The sequence below is a fragment of the Acidovorax sp. 56 genome (genome assembly GCF_002749705.1).
Lineage (GTDB): Bacteria > Pseudomonadota > Gammaproteobacteria > Burkholderiales > Burkholderiaceae_C > Acidovorax.
Genome location: NZ_PEEV01000001.1, coordinates 4,593,631 through 4,612,266 on the forward strand (window position 1 = coordinate 4,593,631; position 18,636 = coordinate 4,612,266).

General features: G+C 65.1%; 19 protein-coding genes. 9 read left to right on the top strand and 10 right to left on the bottom strand.

The window, feature by feature from the left end; all coding sequences use genetic code 11:
* The first annotated feature begins 9 nt into the window (after window positions 1–9).
* The 9 genes from lepA (at window position 10) to nagZ (ending at window position 8,179) form a co-directional block, all read left to right on the top strand.
* Window positions 10–1,818, top strand: a complete 1,809-nt coding sequence (gene lepA, locus CLU88_RS20355) for a translation elongation factor 4 (protein WP_099658157.1) — start codon at window positions 10–12, stop codon at window positions 1,816–1,818.
* Complete coding sequence (lepB, locus tag CLU88_RS20360; RefSeq protein WP_099658158.1) at window positions 1,818–2,792, top strand: signal peptidase I; 975 nt, start codon at window positions 1,818–1,820, stop codon at window positions 2,790–2,792. The genes lepA and lepB overlap by 1 nt, the downstream gene beginning before the upstream one ends.
* A gap of 38 nt (window positions 2,793–2,830) precedes the next feature.
* The gene (locus tag CLU88_RS20365; protein ID WP_099658159.1) at window positions 2,831–3,196 is read left to right on the top strand and encodes a DUF4845 domain-containing protein; all 366 of its coding nucleotides are present in this window, start codon (window positions 2,831–2,833) and stop codon (window positions 3,194–3,196) included.
* 3 nt (window positions 3,197–3,199) lie between these two features.
* Complete coding sequence (gene rnc / locus CLU88_RS20370; RefSeq protein WP_099658160.1) at window positions 3,200–3,883, top strand: ribonuclease III; 684 nt, start codon at window positions 3,200–3,202, stop codon at window positions 3,881–3,883.
* Window positions 3,880–4,914, top strand: a complete 1,035-nt coding sequence (gene era / locus CLU88_RS20375) for a GTPase Era (RefSeq protein WP_099658161.1) — start codon at window positions 3,880–3,882, stop codon at window positions 4,912–4,914. The genes rnc and era overlap by 4 nt, the downstream gene beginning before the upstream one ends.
* Window positions 4,915–5,019: 105 nt before the next feature.
* Complete coding sequence (gene recO, locus CLU88_RS20380; RefSeq protein WP_099658162.1) at window positions 5,020–5,784, top strand: DNA repair protein RecO; 765 nt, start codon at window positions 5,020–5,022, stop codon at window positions 5,782–5,784.
* Window positions 5,781–6,557: a pyridoxine 5'-phosphate synthase gene (locus tag CLU88_RS20385; RefSeq protein ID WP_099658163.1), complete on the top strand. Its 777-nt coding sequence runs from the start codon at window positions 5,781–5,783 to the stop codon at window positions 6,555–6,557. The genes recO and CLU88_RS20385 overlap by 4 nt, the downstream gene beginning before the upstream one ends.
* 57 nt (window positions 6,558–6,614) lie before the next feature.
* Window positions 6,615–7,037: a holo-ACP synthase gene (acpS, locus tag CLU88_RS20390; RefSeq protein ID WP_099658164.1), complete on the top strand. Its 423-nt coding sequence runs from the start codon at window positions 6,615–6,617 to the stop codon at window positions 7,035–7,037.
* 50 nt (window positions 7,038–7,087) lie between these two features.
* On the top strand, window positions 7,088–8,179 hold the full coding sequence (nagZ, locus tag CLU88_RS20395; RefSeq protein WP_099658165.1) for a beta-N-acetylhexosaminidase: 1,092 nt from the start codon (window positions 7,088–7,090) through the stop codon (window positions 8,177–8,179).
* A 55-nt stretch (window positions 8,180–8,234) separates the two neighbouring features.
* On the opposite strand, the gene CLU88_RS20400 is transcribed toward nagZ, so the two are convergent.
* The 10 genes from CLU88_RS20400 to CLU88_RS20445 all read right to left on the bottom strand — a co-directional run bounded on the left by CLU88_RS20400 (window position 8,235) and on the right by CLU88_RS20445 (window position 18,635).
* Window positions 8,235–8,897, bottom strand: coding sequence for a mechanosensitive ion channel family protein (locus CLU88_RS20400; protein ID WP_099658166.1), 663 nt, complete (start codon window positions 8,895–8,897; stop codon window positions 8,235–8,237).
* A 28-nt stretch (window positions 8,898–8,925) separates the two neighbouring features.
* Window positions 8,926–10,470, bottom strand: a complete 1,545-nt coding sequence (gene lysS / locus CLU88_RS20405; RefSeq protein ID WP_099658167.1) for a lysine--tRNA ligase — start codon at window positions 10,468–10,470, stop codon at window positions 8,926–8,928.
* Window positions 10,471–10,620: 150 nt separating this feature from the next.
* The gene (locus CLU88_RS20410) at window positions 10,621–11,241 is read right to left on the bottom strand and encodes a sugar transferase (RefSeq protein ID WP_099658168.1); all 621 of its coding nucleotides are present in this window, start codon (window positions 11,239–11,241) and stop codon (window positions 10,621–10,623) included.
* 29 nt (window positions 11,242–11,270) lie between these two features.
* Window positions 11,271–12,446, bottom strand: coding sequence for a DegT/DnrJ/EryC1/StrS aminotransferase family protein (locus CLU88_RS20415; RefSeq protein WP_099658169.1), 1,176 nt, complete (start codon window positions 12,444–12,446; stop codon window positions 11,271–11,273).
* A gap of 5 nt (window positions 12,447–12,451) precedes the next feature.
* Complete coding sequence (locus CLU88_RS20420) at window positions 12,452–13,804, bottom strand: UDP-glucose/GDP-mannose dehydrogenase family protein (RefSeq protein WP_099658170.1); 1,353 nt, start codon at window positions 13,802–13,804, stop codon at window positions 12,452–12,454.
* Window positions 13,801–14,538, bottom strand: coding sequence for a methyltransferase domain-containing protein (locus tag CLU88_RS20425; protein ID WP_099658171.1), 738 nt, complete (start codon window positions 14,536–14,538; stop codon window positions 13,801–13,803). The genes CLU88_RS20420 and CLU88_RS20425 overlap by 4 nt, the downstream gene beginning before the upstream one ends.
* Window positions 14,539–14,553: 15 nt before the next feature.
* Window positions 14,554–15,585, bottom strand: a complete 1,032-nt coding sequence (locus tag CLU88_RS20430) for a glycosyltransferase family 2 protein (protein ID WP_099658172.1) — start codon at window positions 15,583–15,585, stop codon at window positions 14,554–14,556.
* Between the two features lie 63 nt (window positions 15,586–15,648).
* Entirely contained in the window at window positions 15,649–16,731 is a 1,083-nt protein-coding gene (locus CLU88_RS20435; protein WP_099658173.1) for a glycosyltransferase, read from the bottom strand.
* Between the two features lies 1 nt (window position 16,732).
* Window positions 16,733–17,371 carry an acyltransferase gene (locus CLU88_RS20440; RefSeq protein WP_099659038.1) on the bottom strand — a complete coding sequence of 213 codons (639 nt, stop codon included), beginning with the start codon at window positions 17,369–17,371 and terminating at the stop codon, window positions 16,733–16,735.
* Complete coding sequence (locus tag CLU88_RS20445; protein WP_099658174.1) at window positions 17,355–18,635, bottom strand: lipopolysaccharide biosynthesis protein; 1,281 nt, start codon at window positions 18,633–18,635, stop codon at window positions 17,355–17,357. Before CLU88_RS20445 ends, CLU88_RS20440 begins: the two co-directional genes overlap by 17 nt.
* Window position 18,636 lies beyond the last annotated feature (1 nt).

Genomic DNA, 18,636 nt, shown 5'->3' on the forward strand with positions numbered 1-18,636 from the left:
TTTTCGTTGATGAATCACATCAGAAATTTCTCCATCATTGCGCACATCGACCATGGTAAGTCGACGCTGGCAGACCGCTTGATCCAGCGTTGCGGCGGGCTTGCTGAGCGCGACATGGAGGCCCAGGTCCTGGACTCCATGGACATTGAAAAGGAACGCGGGATCACGATCAAGGCACAGACTGCGGCGCTGCAATACAAGGCCAAGGATGGACAGGTCTATAACCTTAACCTGATCGACACGCCCGGGCATGTGGACTTCTCGTACGAAGTGAGTCGCTCCCTGTCTGCGTGCGAGGGCGCGTTGCTGGTGGTCGATGCATCGCAGGGGGTTGAAGCCCAGACGGTGGCCAACTGCTACACCGCGCTGGAACTGGGTGTAGAGGTGCTTCCTGTTCTGAATAAGATGGATCTGCCCAACGCCGATCCTGACAACGCCAAGGCAGAAATCGAGGATGTCATCGGCATTGATGCTGCGGACGCTATCCCTTGTTCCGCGAAAACGGGTTTGGGTATTGAAGAAATCCTGGAGCTGATCGTCGCCAAGGTGCCTGCCCCCAAGGGCAACCCCACGGGCCCTTTGCGCGCCATGATCATTGACAGCTGGTTCGACCCCTATGTAGGGGTGGTGATGCTGGTGCGTGTCGTGGACGGCCGCTTGGCCAAGGGTGAGCGCTTCAAGATGATGGCCACGGGGGCTGTGTACAACGCGGACAATCTGGGTGTATTCACACCGGCCAACCTGGCCTTGGAAGCGCTGGAGGCCGGGCAGGTGGGTTACATCATTGCGGGCATCAAAGAACTGCAGGCCGCCAAGGTGGGGGACACCATCACCCTGGAAAAAAAGCTGCCCAACAACGCCGGACCTGCGGTAGAAGCCCTGCCGGGTTTCAAGGAAATCCAGCCCCAGGTGTTTGCTGGCCTGTACCCCACCGAAGCGAGCGAGTACGACTCCTTGCGCGATGCGCTGGAAAAACTCAAGCTCAACGATGCCTCGCTGCACTATGAGCCCGAAGTCAGCCAGGCTTTGGGTTTTGGCTTCCGATGCGGCTTCCTGGGCCTGTTGCATATGGAAATCGTGCAGGAGCGTCTGGAGCGCGAGTTTGATCAGGACCTGATCACCACGGCCCCCAGCGTGGTCTACCAAGTGGTCAAGGCCGATGGTGAAGTCATCATGGTCGAGAACCCCTCCAAGATGCCTGACCAGGGACGTCTGGAGGAAATCCGCGAGCCCATCGTCACTGTGCACCTGTACATGCCGCAGGACTACGTGGGGCCCGTTATGACGCTGGCCAATCAAAAGCGCGGCGTGCAAATGAACATGGCCTACCACGGGCGGCAGGTGATGTTGACGTACGAAATGCCTTTGGGCGAAATCGTGCTCGACTTCTTCGACAAGCTCAAATCGGTGTCGCGCGGTTATGCGTCCATGGACTACGAGTTCAAGGAGTACCGCGCCTCGGATGTGGTGAAGGTGGACATCCTGCTCAATGGCGAGAAGGTGGACGCTTTGTCCATCATCGTGCACCGCTCACAGTCGCAATACCGCGGCCGTGCGGTGGTGGCCAAGATGCGCGAAATCATCAGTCGCCAGATGTACGACGTGGCCATTCAGGCGGCCATCGGTGCCAACATCATTGCGCGCGAGACCATCAAGGCCCTGCGCAAGAACGTGCTGGCCAAATGCTACGGTGGCGACATCAGCCGCAAGCGCAAGCTGCTCGAAAAGCAGAAGGCCGGTAAGAAGCGGATGAAACAGATTGGCTCGGTGGAGGTGCCCCAAGAGGCGTTTCTGGCCATTTTGCAGGTGGAAGATTAATGCGGTTCATGCAAACTCTCACGTCGCTGATTTTGGCGGCTTTTGCCGGGTACATAGGTGCTTGGTATTTTGGTGCGCTGGAAGGCAACTTTGCCTTGCTGCTGTTTTTGGCCACCGTTGTGACGGGGGCCTATTGGCTGGGCGAACGCTTTTACTTTTTGCCCCAGCGCCGCAAGGCTGCGCAAGCCATCGAAGATGCCGCTGTGCAGCGCCGGGCCGAGCTGGACCGCATGGGCATCCAGAAGGTGGATGTGGACGCCGAAGAAGCCAAGGGCCGCATCCTTATGCAGCCCTGGTGGCTGGACTGGACCGCAGGCCTGTTCCCCGTCATCGTGGCCGTGTTTGTGTTGCGCTCCTTTCTGTTTGAGCCGTTCAAGATTCCTTCGGGCTCCATGATTCCGACCTTGCGGGTGGGCGACCTGATCCTTGTGAACAAGTTCACCTACGGCGTGCGTTTGCCGGTCATTCACACCAAGATCACCGAGGGCAACAAGCCCGCACGCGGTGATGTGCTGGTGTTCCGTTACCCTCCACAGCCTACGCTTGACTACATCAAGCGTGTGGTGGGCGTGCCGGGGGACGAGGTGGCCTATCTGAACAAGCGCTTGACTATCAACGGCAAGCCCGTGCAGACGGCTGCCCAGCCTGACTTTCTGGAAGAAGAAAGCATGCGCTACTTCAAGCAGTTTGAAGAGCAACTGGGCGCGCAACCGCATCGACTCATCAACAACCCTGAAGCTCCTGCGTTTGTGCAAGGTGCCAGCAACTTTGCCTACCGCGAAAACTGCCGCTACAGTGTGGAGGGCGTGGTTTGCAAGGTGCCTGAAGGCCACTATTTCATGATGGGCGACAACCGCGATAACTCCCTGGACTCCCGCTATTGGGGGTTTGTGCCTGAAGGCAATATCGTGGGCAAGGCGTTTTTCGTCTGGATGAACTTTGGCGACTTCAAGCGCATTGGGCCGTTTCACTGAGCAGGCCAGTGGCCGTATACAACAGGAGGGTGTTTGGTATGAATTTGCGTTACACAACAGCGCGTGCGCGTCAACGTGGCCTGTCTTTTATCGGTGTCATTTTCATTGGCGTTTTGGCCGTGGCTGCCTTTGCGATTGGCGGACAGTCGATACCGATTTTTCTGGAGTACCAGGCGATCCGCAAGGCCACTCTCAAGGCCGCTAAAGAGGGTTCTACGGTGGCAGACATCCGTGCTTCGTTTGATCGCGCCGGGGCCATTGACAACATCAGCTCCGTTTCTGGTAAGGATTTGGAGATCACCAAGCGCGGTGACAAGACTGTTGTCGGCTTCAAGTACTCCCGCGAGATTGCGTTGGCTGGCCCAGCCTTCCTTGTCTACCGTTTGCAATACCAGACCGAATAATTAGTGCATCCCAGTCTCTCTTCGCTGCAGGCCCGTCTGCAGCATGTTTTTTCCGATCCCTCGCTATTGCAGCGGGCCGTCACCCACCGCAGCTTCTCGGCCGACCACAACGAACGGCTGGAGTTCTTGGGGGACTCTGTCTTGAACCTGGCAGTGGCCAGCTTGCTGTACCAGCGGCTGGCGCAGTTGCCTGAAGGGGATCTTTCGCGTGTGCGGGCCAATCTGGTCAAGCAAGACACTCTGCACCAGCTCGCGCTGCGCTTGAAGGTGTCCGAGGTGCTTCGTTTGGGCGAGGGCGAGTCCAAGTCCGGTGGGCAGCAGCGCCCCTCCATCTTGGCCGATGCCCTGGAGGCCTTGATTGGTGCGGTCTATCTGGATGCGGGCTATGGCGGTGCCGAGGCGTTGGTGCACCGCTTGTTCGAGGGGGTGGAGATCAACCCTCAGATGCAGGCCGTGGCCAAAGACCCCAAGACCGCATTGCAGGAGTGGCTGCAGGGCCGCAAAATGAAACTGCCGCAATACCGCGTGGTCGGCACCGTGGGCGAGGCCCACCGCCAGACCTTCGATGTGGAATGCGACATCACCGAACTGGGGCTGACCGAACGTGGCATCGGCGGCTCCCGCAGGGCGGGGGAACAAGCCGCCGCTGGCGCCATGCTGGCCACATTGAAAGCGAAGAAATTATGAACGATGCTACTAAAAATGTAGCTGCCAGCGCAGAATCTGCGAGCGCGCAAGGCCCGGATGACTTGAATGCCATGCTGGCGGCAGCCCGTGCGGCGGGTGCTGTCAAGGCGGCGGGTGTGCCTGCTGCGCCGGTCGATGGCCAACGCTGCGGCCTGATCGCCATCGTGGGCAAGCCCAACGTGGGCAAGTCCACGCTGCTCAATGCACTGGTGGGGCAGAAGATCAGCATCACCTCACGCAAGGCGCAGACCACGCGCCACCGCATCACCGGCATCCGCACGCTGGGGGCCACGCAGTTTGTGTTTGTCGACACGCCAGGCTTCCAGACCCGGCACAGCACTGCGCTGAACAAATCCCTCAACAAGACCGTGATGGGCGCCATCGGTGATGTGGACCTGATTCTGTTTGTGGTCGAGGCAGGCAACTTCACCTTGGCCGATGCCAAAGTGCTGTCCTTGTTCAAGCCCGGCATCCCGACGCTGCTGGTGGCCAACAAGCTCGACACCGTGAACCGCCGCGCAGAGCTGGCCCCCTGGCTTAAAAGCATGCAAGAGCGCCACCCGTTTGCCGAGTTTGTGCCCATGTCGGCCAAGAACAAGGGCGACGTGGAGCGGCTCTTTGGTATTTGCGAAAAGTACCTGCCAGAGCAAGGCTGGTGGTACGCCGAGGACGAGTTGACCGACCGCAGCGAGAAATTCCTGGTCAGCGAAACCGTTCGCGAAAAGCTCTTTCGCTTCACTGGCGATGAACTGCCCTACACCTCCACGGTGGTCATCGACAAGTTCGACGAAGAACCCAGCAAGGCGCACAAGCGCTTTGTGCGCGTGGCTGCGACCATCGTGGTCGAGCGCGATGGCCACAAAGCCATGGTGATTGGCGAAAAGGGCGAGCGCCTCAAGCGCATCAGCACCGAAGCCCGGCAAGAGCTGGAAAAGTTGCTTGAAGCCAAGGTGTTCCTGGAAGTGTGGGTCAAGGTGCGTTCCGGCTGGGCTGACGACGAAGCCCGCGTGCGCTCCTTCGGCTACGAGTAAGCGCATTCCATCGGCGCCTGCCGTCCTTTCTTTGGGCGGTGGTGCTGGGTCGAATGCCTTTATTGCCACCATCGCCTTTCCTCAAGCCCACCGATACGCCCTCCCGTGGCCGCCGCCAAGCGCATCACCGACGAACCCGCCTACGTGCTGCACAGCTACGACTGGAGCGAGTCCAGTCTGATCCTGGAGGTGTTTTGCCGCCGCCAGGGGCGCGTGGCGCTGGTGGCCAAGGGGGCCAAAAAGCCCACCTCCAACTTCCGACCCGTGCTGCTGCCGCTGCAGCCACTGTTGCTCACCTACACCCTGGCCGGTGACGGGGTGGGCGACATCCACACCCTCAAAGGCGCCGAGTGGGTGGGCGGGCATGTGATGCCCACGGGCGATGCCCTGCTGTCGGGCCTGTACCTCAACGAATTGCTGCTGCGCCTGCTGGCCCGTGCCGATGCGCATGCGGGCCTGTTTGACGTGTATGCGGGCGTGGTGCGCGTGCTGGCCAGCGAGCATGGCGATGCCCTGGAGCCCGTGCTGCGCAGCTTTGAACTGCTGCTGCTGCGTGAGTTGGGCCTGCTGCCCACGCTCGATGCCGAGACCGCTACCTTCGCCACCCTGCGGCCTGAGGGCCGTTACACCCTGGTGGCCGAAGGCGGCTTGCGGGCGGCTTCTGGCACCGACCGCGCCAGCCTCTGTGGCAACCAATGGCGCGCGCTGCAAACGGCGCTGGACCAAGCCGCCAGCTACACCGCCACGCTGCGCGCCTGCGCCCCTGTGGCGGCCGAACTCAAACCCCAGCTGCGTGCCGTGCTGCAATACCATTGCGGCAGCCCGGTGCTGCGCACCCGCCAGCTCATGATGGATTTGCAAAGCTTATGACCACCCACCCACATTCCCGCACCGCACTGTCCGTCAACGTCAACAAGGTGGCCCTGGTGCGCAACACGCGCCACCTGGGCATTCCCAGCGTGACCCGTGCGGCCACGCTGTGCCTGCAGGCTGGGGCGCAGGGCATTACCGTGCACCCTCGGCCCGATGAGCGCCACATTCGTGGCGACGATGTGTACGCCCTGGCCGAGTTGATGAAGGCCTGGCCCGACCGCGAATACAACATCGAAGGCAATCCGTCGCAGAACCTGATGGACTTCATCCGCGCCATGAAACCGCACCAGGCCACCTTTGTGCCCGACAGCGAAGACCAGTTCACCAGCGACCACGGCTGGAGCTTTCCGCAAGACGCCGAGCGTCTGGCCCCGCTGATTGCCGAATGCAAGGCGCTGGGTGTGCGCGTGAGCCTGTTCATGGACCCAGTGCCCGAGCAAATGGCCGCCGCCCGTGCCGTGGGCGCTGACCGAGTGGAGCTGTACACCGAACCCTATGCCGCAGCCTGGGGTACCCCCCAGCAGGCCGAGCAACTGGCCCGCTACGCCGCAGCAGCCCAGGCTGCGCTGGATGCCGGCCTGGGCGTGAACGCCGGGCATGACCTCAACCGCGACAACCTGGCCGCCTTTGTGTGCGAGGTGCCCGGTGTGCTCGAAGTCTCCATCGGCCACGCCCTGATTGCTGACGCGCTGGAGCTGGGCTACGCTGCCACCGTGCAGGCCTACCAGGCGTGCATCGATGCGGGCTTTGCGTCTGCTGGAAACTCCTGATTTGATAGCTGCTTGCGCATATCTATCAAGCGCTAGAGGCATATTTCATTCAAAATCATGATCTACGGCATTGGCACCGACATCTGCGATGTGCGCCGCATCCGCGAGAGCCTGGAGCGCCACGGCGACCGCTTTGCCGAAAAGGTGCTGGCGGCGGGCGAGCTGGCCGTGTGGCGCGAACGCACCGAGCGCTGGCCCGACCGCGGCCTGCGCTACCTGGCCACGCGCTTCTCTGCCAAAGAGGCCTTCAGCAAGGCCGTGGGGCTGGGCATGCGCATGCCCATGACGTGGCGGCACTGCGAAGTGGCCAAGCTGCCCAGCGGCCAGCCCGTCATCGTGCTGCACGGGGCCCTGAAAACCTGGTTTGAAGAACGCGGCCTGCATGCCCACCTGAGCGTGACGGACGAGACCGATTACGCCGCCAGCTTCTGCGTGGTGGAGCGTTTGGAGGGGAATAGCCCTCCAGCGCTTTCCCTATAAGCGCAAGCAGCTCTTGATTTGATAGCAATTCATCACCCATCCGATCTTCCATGACCGAACACGCCCCCCTCATCATTGACGTAGCCGGCACCGAGCTCACCGCCACCGACCGCCGTCGCCTGGCCCATCCGCTGGTGGGCGGCGTCATTCTGTTTGCCCGCAACTGGGTGGACCGTGCCCAGCTGCTGCAGCTCACCAGCAGCATCAAGGCGGTGCGCGACGACCTGTTGGTCTGCGTGGACCACGAAGGCGGGCGCGTGCAGCGCTTTCGCACCGATGGCTTCACCCACCTGCCGCCCATGCGCGCGCTGGGCGAGATGTGGATGGATGACGGCAAGGGCGCCAAGGCGGTGCCCGGCAGCGGCGCGCTGCGGGCCACCAATGCGGCCACGGCGGCGGGCTACGTGCTGGGCACCGAGTTGCGGGCCTGTGGTGTGGATTTTTCGTTCACCCCGGTTCTCGATCTCGACTGGGGCGAGAGCGGCGTGATTGGCGACCGAGCCTTCCACCGCGACCCGCGTGTGGTGGCCTTGCTGGCCAAGAGCCTGATGCACGGCCTGCTGCAGGCGGGCATGGCCAACTGCGGCAAGCACTTTCCTGGCCACGGCTTCGTCAAAGCCGATTCGCACACCGAAGTGCCGGTGGACAAGCGCAGCCTCAAGGCCATCCTGGCCGACGACGCTGCGCCCTACCCCTGGCTCAGCACCACGCTCACCAGCGTGATGCCTGCGCATGTCATTTACCCCAAGGTGGACAGCCGCCCCGCAGGCTTCTCGCAGCGCTGGCTGCAAGAGATTTTGCGCCGCCAGATGCGCTTTGACGGCGCCATCTTCAGCGACGACCTGAGCATGGAAGGCGCCCGCCGCCTGGACGGCCAGGTGGTGAGCTACACCGCTGCTGCCGTGGCGGCGCTGGAGGCGGGCTGCGACCTGGTGCTGCTGTGCAACCAGAGCTTGGGCGAGGGCCAAGCGGTGGACGAACTGATCGACGGCCTGGCAAAGGCCCAAGCCCAGGGCCTGTGGCAGCCTAGTGTGGACAGCGAATCGCGCCGCCTGGCACTGCTGCCCGAGACACTGCCCCAGCCCTGGGATGAGCTGATGCTGCAGCCTGCGTACATGCAGGCGCTGGACCTGTTGATGTGAGGGAATGACAACGGTAACGCCACCCGGAGGGGTGGGTAGCGTTGCCAGGGGCAGGTTAAGGCGCGGGGGAGGTTGCCTGGGTTGCCTGAGCTTCAGGGCTAGCGGCTTGGGGCTCTGCGCCCGTGGCAGGCATGGCGGGAGCCAAGGCGGCCGGTGAGGGCGGCTCCCCGTGCCAGCGCCGCACCACGCGCTGGAAGATCAGCGCATTCGGTATCTGCACCCAGGCGCTGCCCGGCGGGGTGTTGAATTCTTCCAGCGTGGTGTAGAGCAGGTTCACGTCCACCACGCGGCCCTTGGCACCGGGCTTTTCGGCGGTGTCCAGCACCTCCACATGGTCGCCAATGCGAAATGGCCGCACGGTGAAGATGAGCAGCGCGCAGAACAGGTTGGACAGCACGCTCCACGCCGCAAAAAACGCCACGGCGCCCACGGTGGCAAAGCCGGTGAAGGCCGTCCACAGCACGGTGGCCGAGACGCCCAGGCGCTCCAGCACCAGCAGCACGGCGCTGGCCATGATGGTCCAGCGGATGAGTCCGTTGATAGGCACCACCAGCTCGCCGGGCAACTGGTAATGCCGTGCCGCCTTGCGCACCAGCCGCCGCAGCAGCCCTTGCAGCAAGAAGGCGACCAGCATGATGCCCAGGATCTGGCCGCCGGGCACGATCACCTCCAGCCAGTCTTGCACCCACTCCGGCAGGCGGTGTTTGGGAATCGCCATGGATATCCGAGGTAACGCGGTCTGTGGATCAGCCTTCGCGGCGCAGGGCCGGGAACAGGATCACGTCGCGGATGCTGGGGCTGTCGGTCAGCAGCATCATCAGGCGGTCAATGCCAATGCCGCAGCCGCCGGTGGGGGGCATGCCGTATTCCAGCGCGCGCACAAAATCGTGGTCGTAGAACATGGCTTCGTCGTCGCCGCTGTCCTTGGCGGCCACCTGGGCGTGGAAGCGCGCGGCCTGGTCTTCGGCGTCGTTCAGTTCGCTGAAGCCGTTGCCAAATTCGCGGCCGGTGATGTACAGCTCAAAGCGCTCGGTCACCTCGGGGCGGGTGTCGTTGGCGCGGGCCAGCGGGCTGATTTCGGTGGGGTGCTCCATGATGAAGGTGGGCTGCCACAGCTTGTCTTCCACGGTTTCTTCAAAGTAGAACACCTGCAGGCTGGCCAGCGAGCGGGTGGAGAGCTTGTCCTTCTCTTCCGACATGCCCAGCTTCTTGAGGGCGCTGATGAGCCAGGCGGCGTCGTCCACATGGGCACCGGCTTCGGTGTACTGGAAGATGGCTTCGCGGATCGTCAGGCGGGCAAATGGCTGGCTCAGGTCCACCTCGCGGCCGCCGTAGCTCAGCTGCAGCGAGCCGGTGGCCTTCAGCGCCACTTCGCGGATCAGCTTTTCGGTGAATTCCATCAGGTCCTGGTAGTTCCAGTACGCGGCGTAGAACTCCATCATCGTGAACTCGGGGTTGTGGCGCACCGAGATACCTTCGTTTCGGTAGCTGCGGTTGATTTCAAACACGCGCTCAAAACCGCCCACGATCAGGCGCTTGAGGTACAGCTCGGGCGCGATGCGCAGGAACATTTCTTGTTCCAGCGCGTTGTGGTGCGTCACAAATGGCTTGGCATTGGCGCCGCCCGGGATGGGGTGCAGCATGGGCGTCTCGACCTCCAAGAAGTCGTTTTGCACCATGAATTCGCGCAGCCCTGCCACGGCCTTGCTGCGGGCCACAAAGCGCTTGCGGGCCTGCTCGTCGGTGATCAGGTCCACATAGCGCTGGCGGTACTTTTGTTCCTGGTCGCTCATGCCGTGGAACTTGTCGGGCAGTGGGCGCAGGCTCTTGGTGAGCAGGCGCAGGCTGGTGACCTTGATCGACAGCTCGCCGGTCTTGGTCTTCATCAGTGTGCCTTCGGCACCCACGATGTCACCCAGGTCCCAGTGCTTGAAGGCGGCGTACAGCTCTTCGCCCACGGCATCGCGGGTGATGTAAAGCTGGATGCGGCCACCGGTGTCGCCCAGCGAGCCGTCTTGCACGGTGGCAAAGCTGGCCTTGCCCATCACGCGCTTGAGCATCATGCGGCCGCCCACGCTCACGGTGACGGGGTTGGCTTCCAGCGCCTCGGCGTCTGCACCACTGTGCGCGGCTTGCAACGCCGCGGCCTTGTGGGCGGGCTTGAAGTTGTTGGGGAACGCCACGGCGCCGCCCTGAGCCTGGGCTTCACGCAGGGCGCGGAGCTTTTCGCGGCGCTCGGCGATGAGCTGGTTCTCGTCTTGGGGGGCGGGGGCGTGGTTCTGTTCAGACATAGGGGCTGGGTGCAGTGGCTGCAGGGCTTTTGGAAGGGGCCACGGCGCGCAAAGGGGCGGCAGTGGGGTGGCAGTGGGGTGGCTTCGGCGCTGTAGGGGGCGAAATCAGCAGGCTGAGAAGGATGTCCTTGCACAGCCGAACCGGTGATTTTAAGGTTTCTGTGGGCCCGCTGGCGCACGGAACACGGCGGCAGCGGTGCGGGCAATGATGCGCAGGTCCAGCCACAGGCTGCGCTGCTGCACATATTGGCAGGCGTATTGCAGCTTGGCGGGCAAAATTTCTTGCACATAGGACCGCTCGGGGTCGCTGCTGCGCGCCAGCACTTCGCTCTCATCGCGGTACGCCAGCGAGGCCAGGTCGGTGATGCCGGGGCGCACGCTCAGCACCTGCGCAGCGACCTCGGCGGGGTACAGCGCCACGTACCTGGGCACCTCAGGCCTGGGGCCCACCACACTCATGTCGCCGCACAGCACATTGGCAAACTGGGGCAGCTCGTCGAGCTTGGTGCGGCGCAAAAATCGGCCCGCGCGGGTGATGCGCGCATCGGCCCCGACGGTGATCTGCGGCCCTGCAGCCTCTGCGCCAGCGCGCATGGTGCGGAACTTGTAGATGCGAAACAGCTGCCCATGCCGCCCCACGCGCTCTTGCTGGTAGATGACCGGGCCGGGCGAGTCGCGGCGCACCCACAGCGCAATCACGGCCAGCAGCGGTGCCAACAGCAGCAGCACGGTGGCCGAGAAGGCCATGTCAAAAGCGCGCTTGATCCACATGGTTGATAGAGGTTGGCGGGCAGAGTTCTTCAGCCCAGCAGCTCATGCAGCGCGGCAATCACCCGTTCCTGGTCCGCATCGCCCATGGCGGTGAACAGCGGCAGGCTCACCATGGCCTGGTAGGCGGCATCGGCTTGCGGAAACTGCTCGGGCGTGAGCTGGTAGCGATCGCGCCAGTAGGGGTGGCGGTGCAGCGGCACATAGTGCACGCTGGTGCCAATGCCTCGGTCCGACAGGCCCTGGATCAGTGCATCGCGGTCCATGCGTGCCTGCGGCGCGAGGCGCACCACGTACAGGTGCCAGGCATGCACGTCGCCAGATGGGGCCGTGGCGGGCAGCACCAGGGGCAGGCTGGCCAGCGCAGCGTGGTAGCGCTGGGCCAGTTGCTCGCGCCGCTGCACAAACTGCGGCAGACGCGCCAGCTGCTGCACACCCATGGCGGCGGCCACATCGGTCATGTTGTATTTGAAGCCAGGGGCCACCACTTCGTAGTACCAGGCCGGGGTCTTGGAGGTGAAGCGGTCAAACGCATCGCGGTTCATGCCGTGCAGGCGCATCACCCGCATGCGCTGGGCCAGGGCGGCATCGCGCGTCACGGCCATGCCGCCTTCGCCGGTGGTGATGGTCTTGTTGGCGTAGAAGCTGAACACCGTCACATCGGACTGCAACTGCCCCACCAGTGCGCCGCGCCAGGTGGTGGGCAGCGCATGGGCTGCGTCTTCCACCACCTTCAGGCCGTGCTCTTTGGCAATCGCCAGGATTGCGTCCATGTCGCACGCCAGGCCGCCGTAGTGCACGGGCATGATGGCCTTGGTGCGGGGCGTGATGGCAGCGCGGATCTTTTCCGGGTCGATGTTCAGCGTGACCGGGTCCACATCCACCAGCACCGCGTCGGCCCCCAGATAGCGCACCACCTCGACGGTGGCAGTGAAGGTGAGCGTGGGGGCGATTACCTCGTCCCCCGGGCCAATGCCCAGGGCCTCCAGCGCCAGGTGCAGCCCGGCCGTGGCCGAATTCACGGCCACGCCCTGCAGCCCGCCACCCAGGTAGTCCACAAAGTTCTGCTCAAACTGGCGCGTGACGGGGCCGGTGGTGACCCAGCCGGAGCGCATGGCCTCGGTCACGGCGGCGATTTCGGCATCGCCAATGTCGGGGCGGGCGAAGGGGAGGAAAGGGAGGACCGGTGTGGTGGAAACGGCAGACATGGCGATCAGGAATGTTGAGGGGTGACGGACGACACCGCAGCCCGTCCAATAGGGTAGTACTCCAGCCCAGTGCTGCGCATCGTATCGGGCTCAAACAGATTGCGCCCGTCAAACACCACCGGGTGTTTCAGCGTGGCGGCCAGGTGGGCAAAGTCGGGGCTGCGGAATTCCTTCCACTCGGTGACGATGACCAGCGCATCCGCGCCTGCCAGGGCCGCATCGGCCTGGGGTGCGTAGTACAGGTGGGGCCGTGGGCCCAGCACGGCTTGCGCTTGCAGCATGGCCTGGGGGTCATAGGCCACCACTTCAGCGCCTCGGGCCAGCAGTTGCTCGATCACCGTCAGGCTGGGCGCTTCGCGCATGTCGTCCGTGCCGGGCTTGAAGGCCAGGCCCCACAGCGCAAAGCGGCGGCCTTGCAGGTCGGGGCCAAAGCGGGCCACGATCTTGTCGACGAGCACCTGCTTTTGCCGCTGGTTCACCGCCTGCACGGCTTGCAGAATCTGCAGCGGCTGGCCCGCGCTTTCGCCCGTCTGGATTAGGGCGCGCACATCTTTGGGAAAGCACGAGCCGCCGTAGCCTGTGCCCGCATACAAAAAGTGCGTGCCAATGCGCGGGTCGGTGCCGATGCCGGTGCGCACCTGCTCAATGTCCGCCCCCAGCTTTTCGGCCAGCAGGGCCAGCTCGTTCATGAAGCTGATGCGCGTGGCCAGCATGGCGTTGGCGGCGTACTTGGTGAACTCGGCACTGCGCACGTCCATCTCAATCAACCGCTCGCGGTTGCGCATGAAGGGGGCGTACAGGGTGCGCATCAGGGCAGTGGCGTGCTCGTTGTCGCTGCCCACGATCACCCGGTCGGGCCGCATGAAGTCCTGCACTGCAGAGCCTTCCTTGAGGAACTCGGGGTTGGACACGACGGAAAAGTCGGGCGACAGCCCGCGTGCGGCCAGCACCTGCGCTACCTCCTTCGCCACGGCGTCGGCCGTGCCCACGGGCACCGTGCTTTTGTTGATGATGAGCTTGTAGCCCTGCATCCGTTCGGCCACGGCCCGTGCGGCGGCCAGCACATGCTGCAGGTCGGCCGAGCCGTCCTCGCTGGGCGGTGTGCCCACGGCAATGAACTGCAGCAGGCCGTGCGCCACGGCGGTGTCGATGTTGGTGGTGAAGCGCAGGCGCCCGGCTTGGGCGTTGCGCGCCACCACGTCGCCCAGGCCGGGCTCGTGGATGGGCATCTCGCCCCAGTTCAGTGCGGCGATGCGCTGAGCGTCCAGATCCAGGCAGACCACCTGGTTGCCCATTTCTGCGAGGCAAGCGCCAGTGACCAGGCCCACATAGCCGGTGCCGATGACGGTGATTTTCATGACGGTAAAGCTTCTGGCCCTGCGCTGAGGGCCGGTTTCACCGCCCAGGTCAGGCGGTGGGTGCGCAAGAAGGGTAGCAGCGTGGCGCAGGGCGCAATCAGGCCTCCAGGCAGGCGGCGTGCCACGGGCGGTGCCAGCGTGATGCGTTGTGAATGCAATTGTGCTTGCGGGAACAGCCGCCGCACTTCGGTCAGCGGCACGCCCTGCACATCGGGGTTGCGCGGGTTGTTGACGACAAAGTCGTACACCAGCACGCCACCACCGGGGGCCACCCATTGCCACATCTGCTGCGCAAGCGCAGTGCGAAATTCGGCGTCGAGCAGTGAGCTGAACAGGGTGAACGCGAGCACGGCCTGCTGGCTGCCGGGGGCGATGGTGGCGCTTGCGGCATCGCCTGCATGGATGGCCAGCGCGGCGGGCAAGGTGGCACGGGCCTGGGCGGCGCGCTCTGGCAGCAATTCCAGCCCTTGCAGGCGCTGGGGCTGGGCGCCCAGGCGCACCAGGTCATGCAGGTTGCCGCCGCTGCCACAGCCCACTTCGGTGATCTGCAGGCCCGCCAGGCTTTGCCAGCCGTGCGTGCGCCACAGCTGCACCATGGCGCGCAGCCGCTCTTGCTGGGCTTGCAGTGCCGATGCGCTGGCGTACAGGCTGTAGTGCTGCGCGTCGGCCATGGTATTGCGCCGGGCGTATCGGGCCTGCACGGCTGCGGGTTCGTGGGAGGGGTCGAGGCTCATGGTGAAGCGGTGTGCTCAGCGTGTGATGCGCGCAAACTGGGCCGAGGGCTGGCGGCCACGCAGCACGTCCCACAGGCCGCGCCAGGTGCCCAGGCCGTAGGCGACGTGGTAGGCCGCAATCACCACCGGCAGGCGGGGCAGGGTTTGCCACTGGCCTGCTGCACGGGCGGCCAGTACCGAGGCCGCGCCCACATAGCCGCCGTACGCTGCAAGCAGGGCCACCAGCGGCCAGGCACTCCAGGGGCTGATGGCGAGCAGGCCCACCAAAGCCGCCACAAAGGCCGCAGGCACCAGTTGCCGCACAGAGCCCGGCTGACCATGCTTGCGCATGACAAAGGGGCGCCAGTAGCCGTACTGCCGCTGCTGCGCAAACAAGTGGCGCAGCGAATCGCGCGGCCGGTAGCTCGATTGGATGCGCCCACTTTGCCAGATGCGCGCACCGCCCAGGCGCAGCCGCAGGTTGTGCTCGTCGTCCTGGTTGCGCACCAGGGTTTCGTCAAAGCCGCCAAAGCGCTCCAGCGTGGCGCGGGGCCAGCAGCCCAGGTACACGGTGTCTACAGGGCCTTCGTAGGCTTTGTTGCGCGACAGGGCCCCGCCCACCACCCAGCGGCTCTGGAAGGCTGTGGCGATCGCACTGCCCATGGGGCCTCGCCCCTCGGCCACCCAGGGGCCGCCCACGTTGTCGGCCCCGGTGCGCTCCAGCGTGGCCAGGCACTGGGCGAGGTAATCGGGCGCAAACTGGGTGTGCACATCCAGCCGTGCCACCACGCTGCCGCGCGCCAGGTGCAGGCAGGCGTTGAGCCCGGTGGAGACGATGCGGCCAGGGTTGTCCACCCAGCGCAGGCGCGGGTCGGCCGCGCAGCGCTGCTGCAGCCGCTCGCGCGTGCCGTCGTCGCTGCAGCCATCGGCCACCAGCACCTCCATCTGCCAGCCGGGGGGCAACTGCTGCTGCAAGGCGCTGTCGCAAAAGGCGTCGATGTGCGCAGCCTCGTTGCGGCAGGGCACGATGACGCTGAGCAGCTGGGGCTGGACGGGTTGGGTGAACATGGTTGCTATATTTTATGTAGCTGCTAGCGCTTTATCTGATTGCCCTAGCGGCCAATTTTCTTGTTATTTGGTGCTGACGATGCCGGTTACAGGACGCTGCAGCAGCCCGCGGTACAGCGCATCCATGCGGTCCATTTGCACAGCGCGGTCGCCCTCTTGCTGAATGCGCTGGGCATTGCGCTGGCCTGCCGCATGGGCTGCGGCATTGTCTTGTGCCAGGGTGGCGAGCTTGTGTGCCAGTGCTTTGCTGTCCTGTGCGGGCACCAGCCATTCGGCTGGCAGCCAATGGGCGTTGGCTTGCAATGGGGTGGCCACCACGGGCAGGCCGCAGGCCATGCTTTCTAGCACCGAGACCGAGGTGGCATCTTGCGTGGGCACCGACACCGACACCTTGCACCGCGCCAGCACGCGGGCCATGCCTGTGTCGTCCAGCCGCCCGTGAAAGGTCACTGCCTCGCCCAAGCCCAGCCGGGCGACTTGCTCGCGCAGGGCCGCCTCCAGGCTGCCGCCGCCCAGCAGGTGCAGGTGCACTGGCACGGCGGGTTGCTTGGCCCGCAGGTGCGCCACGGCGTCGATGATGGTGGCGATGTTGTAGTTGGGCTCCCACGAGCGCAGGCTCACGATCTCAAAGCCAGGTTTGGCTTGCCACGGCGCAGGCGCAAAGCGCGCCAGGTCCACGCCCCAGTGGATGCAGTGCACTGCAGCGCGCGGGCGGTAGCTGTGCGCGGCATCGACCAGGCTTTGCGAATCGCCTGTGATGAGGTCAGCGCGGCGCAGCGTCCAGCCGGTGAGCCAGCGCATCCAGGGGCTGGTGTGGGGCGTCACCAGCAAGTCGCTGCCCCAGGCGGTCATCACCAGCGGGTGGCGGCCGCAGCGTGCGCCCAGGTAGCCGTACGACGTGGTGTAGTGCGCGTGCACGATGTCGGGGGCCAGGGCCTGCACGGCGCGGCGCGCCTCGCCCGCGCGCAGCAGCCACTGGGCCGAGCGGTGCACCGGGCGCAGCACATGCTGCTCCACGCCCTCGATGGGCGCGGGCCGCGCAGTGACCAGCGACACACGGTAGCCGCGCCCCTGCATCTCGCGCGCCCAGCGCTGGATGTGGGGGCTGGTGGCATCGCCCAGCAGACACAGGTGGATGGGGGGCATGTCAGGCGGGATCGGAAGGTGGCGTGGGTGTGGATGCAGGGACGGGCGAGGCGGGCTGCGTGCCAGCCCAGGCCGCGTAGTGCGCCTGCATGTCAGGGTATTGCGCCAGCAAGGCGGCATCGCGTGTGCGCACATCGCCCACCACGCGGGCGGGCTGCCCGGCGACGATGGCAAAGTCTGGCACCTCGCCGCGCACTTGGGCATAGGCGCACACCACGGCCCCCTTGCCGATGCGGCTGCCTGCCTCGATCAGGCTGTGCGGGCCCACAAAGGCGTAGGCACCGATGTGAACGGCCCCCTGCAGGTAGCCGGGGCGTGCAGCCGCAGTCCCTGCATGGGTCGCATAGCTGCGCCCCATGAGGCGCACGGCCCGGTGCGAGCTGTGGGTGACGATGCTCACAAAGTTGGTGATCTGCACGCCCTCGTCGATGCGCAGGCCGCCTGCGGCGTCCAGAAAGTTGAAGTGGCCGATGAACACATGGTCTGCTAGCTGCAGGCCCTCTTCGCCCTCAATGCAGGTGCTGGGCGCGATGCGGGTGTGGGGCAGGGGCGTGCCTTGCGCGGTGCGCTCGCCAAACACCATGCGGTAGAACAGCGCCTGCCACAGGCGGCGGCGCCAGCGGTTAAGCCAGGCTTTCATCGCGTCCTTCATGGGGGATGTCCTTCCAGGTGGCCAGGGCCCAAAAATAGTAGCCAAAGTACAGCAGCATGGAGGCTGAAATGCCCCAGGCCGCGCCAGTGAGCCCACCCAGCGCCAGGCCTGTCAGCAGCCCTGCAAAAAACGCCACCTGGCCCACCAACGCCAGGCGCAGTGCCCAGGCCTGGGACTTCCAGGCCAGCGTGGTGACGGCCAGGGGCGATGCAATGAAGTGCAGCGCAATGTAGGGGGCCAGGGCCCGGGCCAGCTCGCCCGCCCCCGCCCAGCGCGCGCCAAAAAAGGCGGTGAACAAGGCCGGCCCCCACAGCAGCAGCACGGCGGCCATGGGCAGTGCGATGGCGGCCAACAGCCGCATGCTGTGGTGCACGGCCTGGCGCGCCGCCTGGGCGTTGGGGGCCTGCACCAGTCGGGGGTACAGCGCTTGCGACAAAGCCCCGCCCAGCAGGCTGGCGGGGGCCTTCAGGTAGCGCAGCGACATGGCCCACAGGCCTGCGGCCGCGTCACCCGACCAGGCGGTGACGGCCAGCAGGGTGAGCGTGTCTTGCAGTGCGCCCACAAACGCATGGGGCGTGTTGAGCAGGGGGAAGTCGCGGTGGCGCAGCGCCATGGCGCGCAACGCGGGCCATGGGGCGCGCAGGCAGGCCGCCCAGCCGCCCAGCGGGGCCGGCCGCGCCAGCAGCCAGGCGGCCAGTAGTGCTGTGGCGATGGCGCCTGCACACAACCCCCACAGCCCAGCGCCATCGGTTGATGCGGTGTGCTCCGTCGGCCCAAAAGCCCACCAGCCCAGCGCCAGTTGCAGCACCGCACCCCCACCGTACTGCACCAGCCGGGCGCTAGACAGCAGGCCAAAGCGCTCTGAGCGCGTGGCCCACATCGTGAGCCACTGGGTGGCCCCCAAGGCCAGCACCGCCAGTGGCAGCAGCCAGTAGGCGGTCATGCCGCTGCGCCAAGCCAGCACGCCAGCAGCGCACAGCGTGGCCAGGCCCACGGCAGCCAGCACATGGCCGCACAACGCCATCAGCTGCGCGGCCTCGGGCTCGGCGCGCTCCAGAGGCAGGGCGTATTCATAGCGTGCACAGGCCACCACGGCCACATTGGTGGCCAGGGCCCACAGCAGGGCAAATTGGCCGAAGGCCTCGGGCGAATAGGTGCGGGTGAGCGCGGGCCCCAGCAGCAGGGGCAGGGCGTGGGCGGCCACGCTGCCGGTGAGCAGCGTGGCGGTGGCTTTGAATAGCCCTTGGGTCATG

Bases quoted from the DNA above. Each gene is read 5' to 3' on its own strand.
- CLU88_RS20420 (WP_099658170.1), bottom strand. From the start codon at position 13,804: ATGAAAATCACCGTCATCGGCACCGGCTATGTGGGCCTGGTCACTGGC.
- CLU88_RS20435 (WP_099658173.1), bottom strand. From the start codon at position 16,731: ATGCCCCCCATCCACCTGTGTCTGCTGGGCGATGCCACCAGCCCCCAC.
- era (WP_099658161.1), top strand. From the start codon at position 3,880: ATGAACGATGCTACTAAAAATGTAGCTGCCAGCGCAGAATCTGCGAGC.
- lepA (WP_099658157.1), top strand. From the start codon at position 10: ATGAATCACATCAGAAATTTCTCCATCATTGCGCACATCGACCATGGT.
- lysS (WP_099658167.1), bottom strand. From the start codon at position 10,470: ATGTCTGAACAGAACCACGCCCCCGCCCCCCAAGACGAGAACCAGCTC.
- lepB (WP_099658158.1), top strand. From the start codon at position 1,818: ATGCGGTTCATGCAAACTCTCACGTCGCTGATTTTGGCGGCTTTTGCC.
- nagZ (WP_099658165.1), top strand. From the start codon at position 7,088: ATGACCGAACACGCCCCCCTCATCATTGACGTAGCCGGCACCGAGCTC.
- CLU88_RS20385 (WP_099658163.1), top strand. From the start codon at position 5,781: ATGACCACCCACCCACATTCCCGCACCGCACTGTCCGTCAACGTCAAC.
- CLU88_RS20430 (WP_099658172.1), bottom strand. From the start codon at position 15,585: ATGTTCACCCAACCCGTCCAGCCCCAGCTGCTCAGCGTCATCGTGCCC.
- CLU88_RS20445 (WP_099658174.1), bottom strand. From the start codon at position 18,635: ATGACCCAAGGGCTATTCAAAGCCACCGCCACGCTGCTCACCGGCAGC.
- acpS (WP_099658164.1), top strand. From the start codon at position 6,615: ATGATCTACGGCATTGGCACCGACATCTGCGATGTGCGCCGCATCCGC.
- CLU88_RS20415 (WP_099658169.1), bottom strand. From the start codon at position 12,446: ATGTCTGCCGTTTCCACCACACCGGTCCTCCCTTTCCTCCCCTTCGCC.
- CLU88_RS20400 (WP_099658166.1), bottom strand. From the start codon at position 8,897: ATGGCGATTCCCAAACACCGCCTGCCGGAGTGGGTGCAAGACTGGCTG.
- CLU88_RS20425 (WP_099658171.1), bottom strand. From the start codon at position 14,538: ATGAGCCTCGACCCCTCCCACGAACCCGCAGCCGTGCAGGCCCGATAC.
- CLU88_RS20365 (WP_099658159.1), top strand. From the start codon at position 2,831: ATGAATTTGCGTTACACAACAGCGCGTGCGCGTCAACGTGGCCTGTCT.
- CLU88_RS20440 (WP_099659038.1), bottom strand. From the start codon at position 17,371: ATGAAAGCCTGGCTTAACCGCTGGCGCCGCCGCCTGTGGCAGGCGCTG.
- CLU88_RS20410 (WP_099658168.1), bottom strand. From the start codon at position 11,241: ATGTGGATCAAGCGCGCTTTTGACATGGCCTTCTCGGCCACCGTGCTG.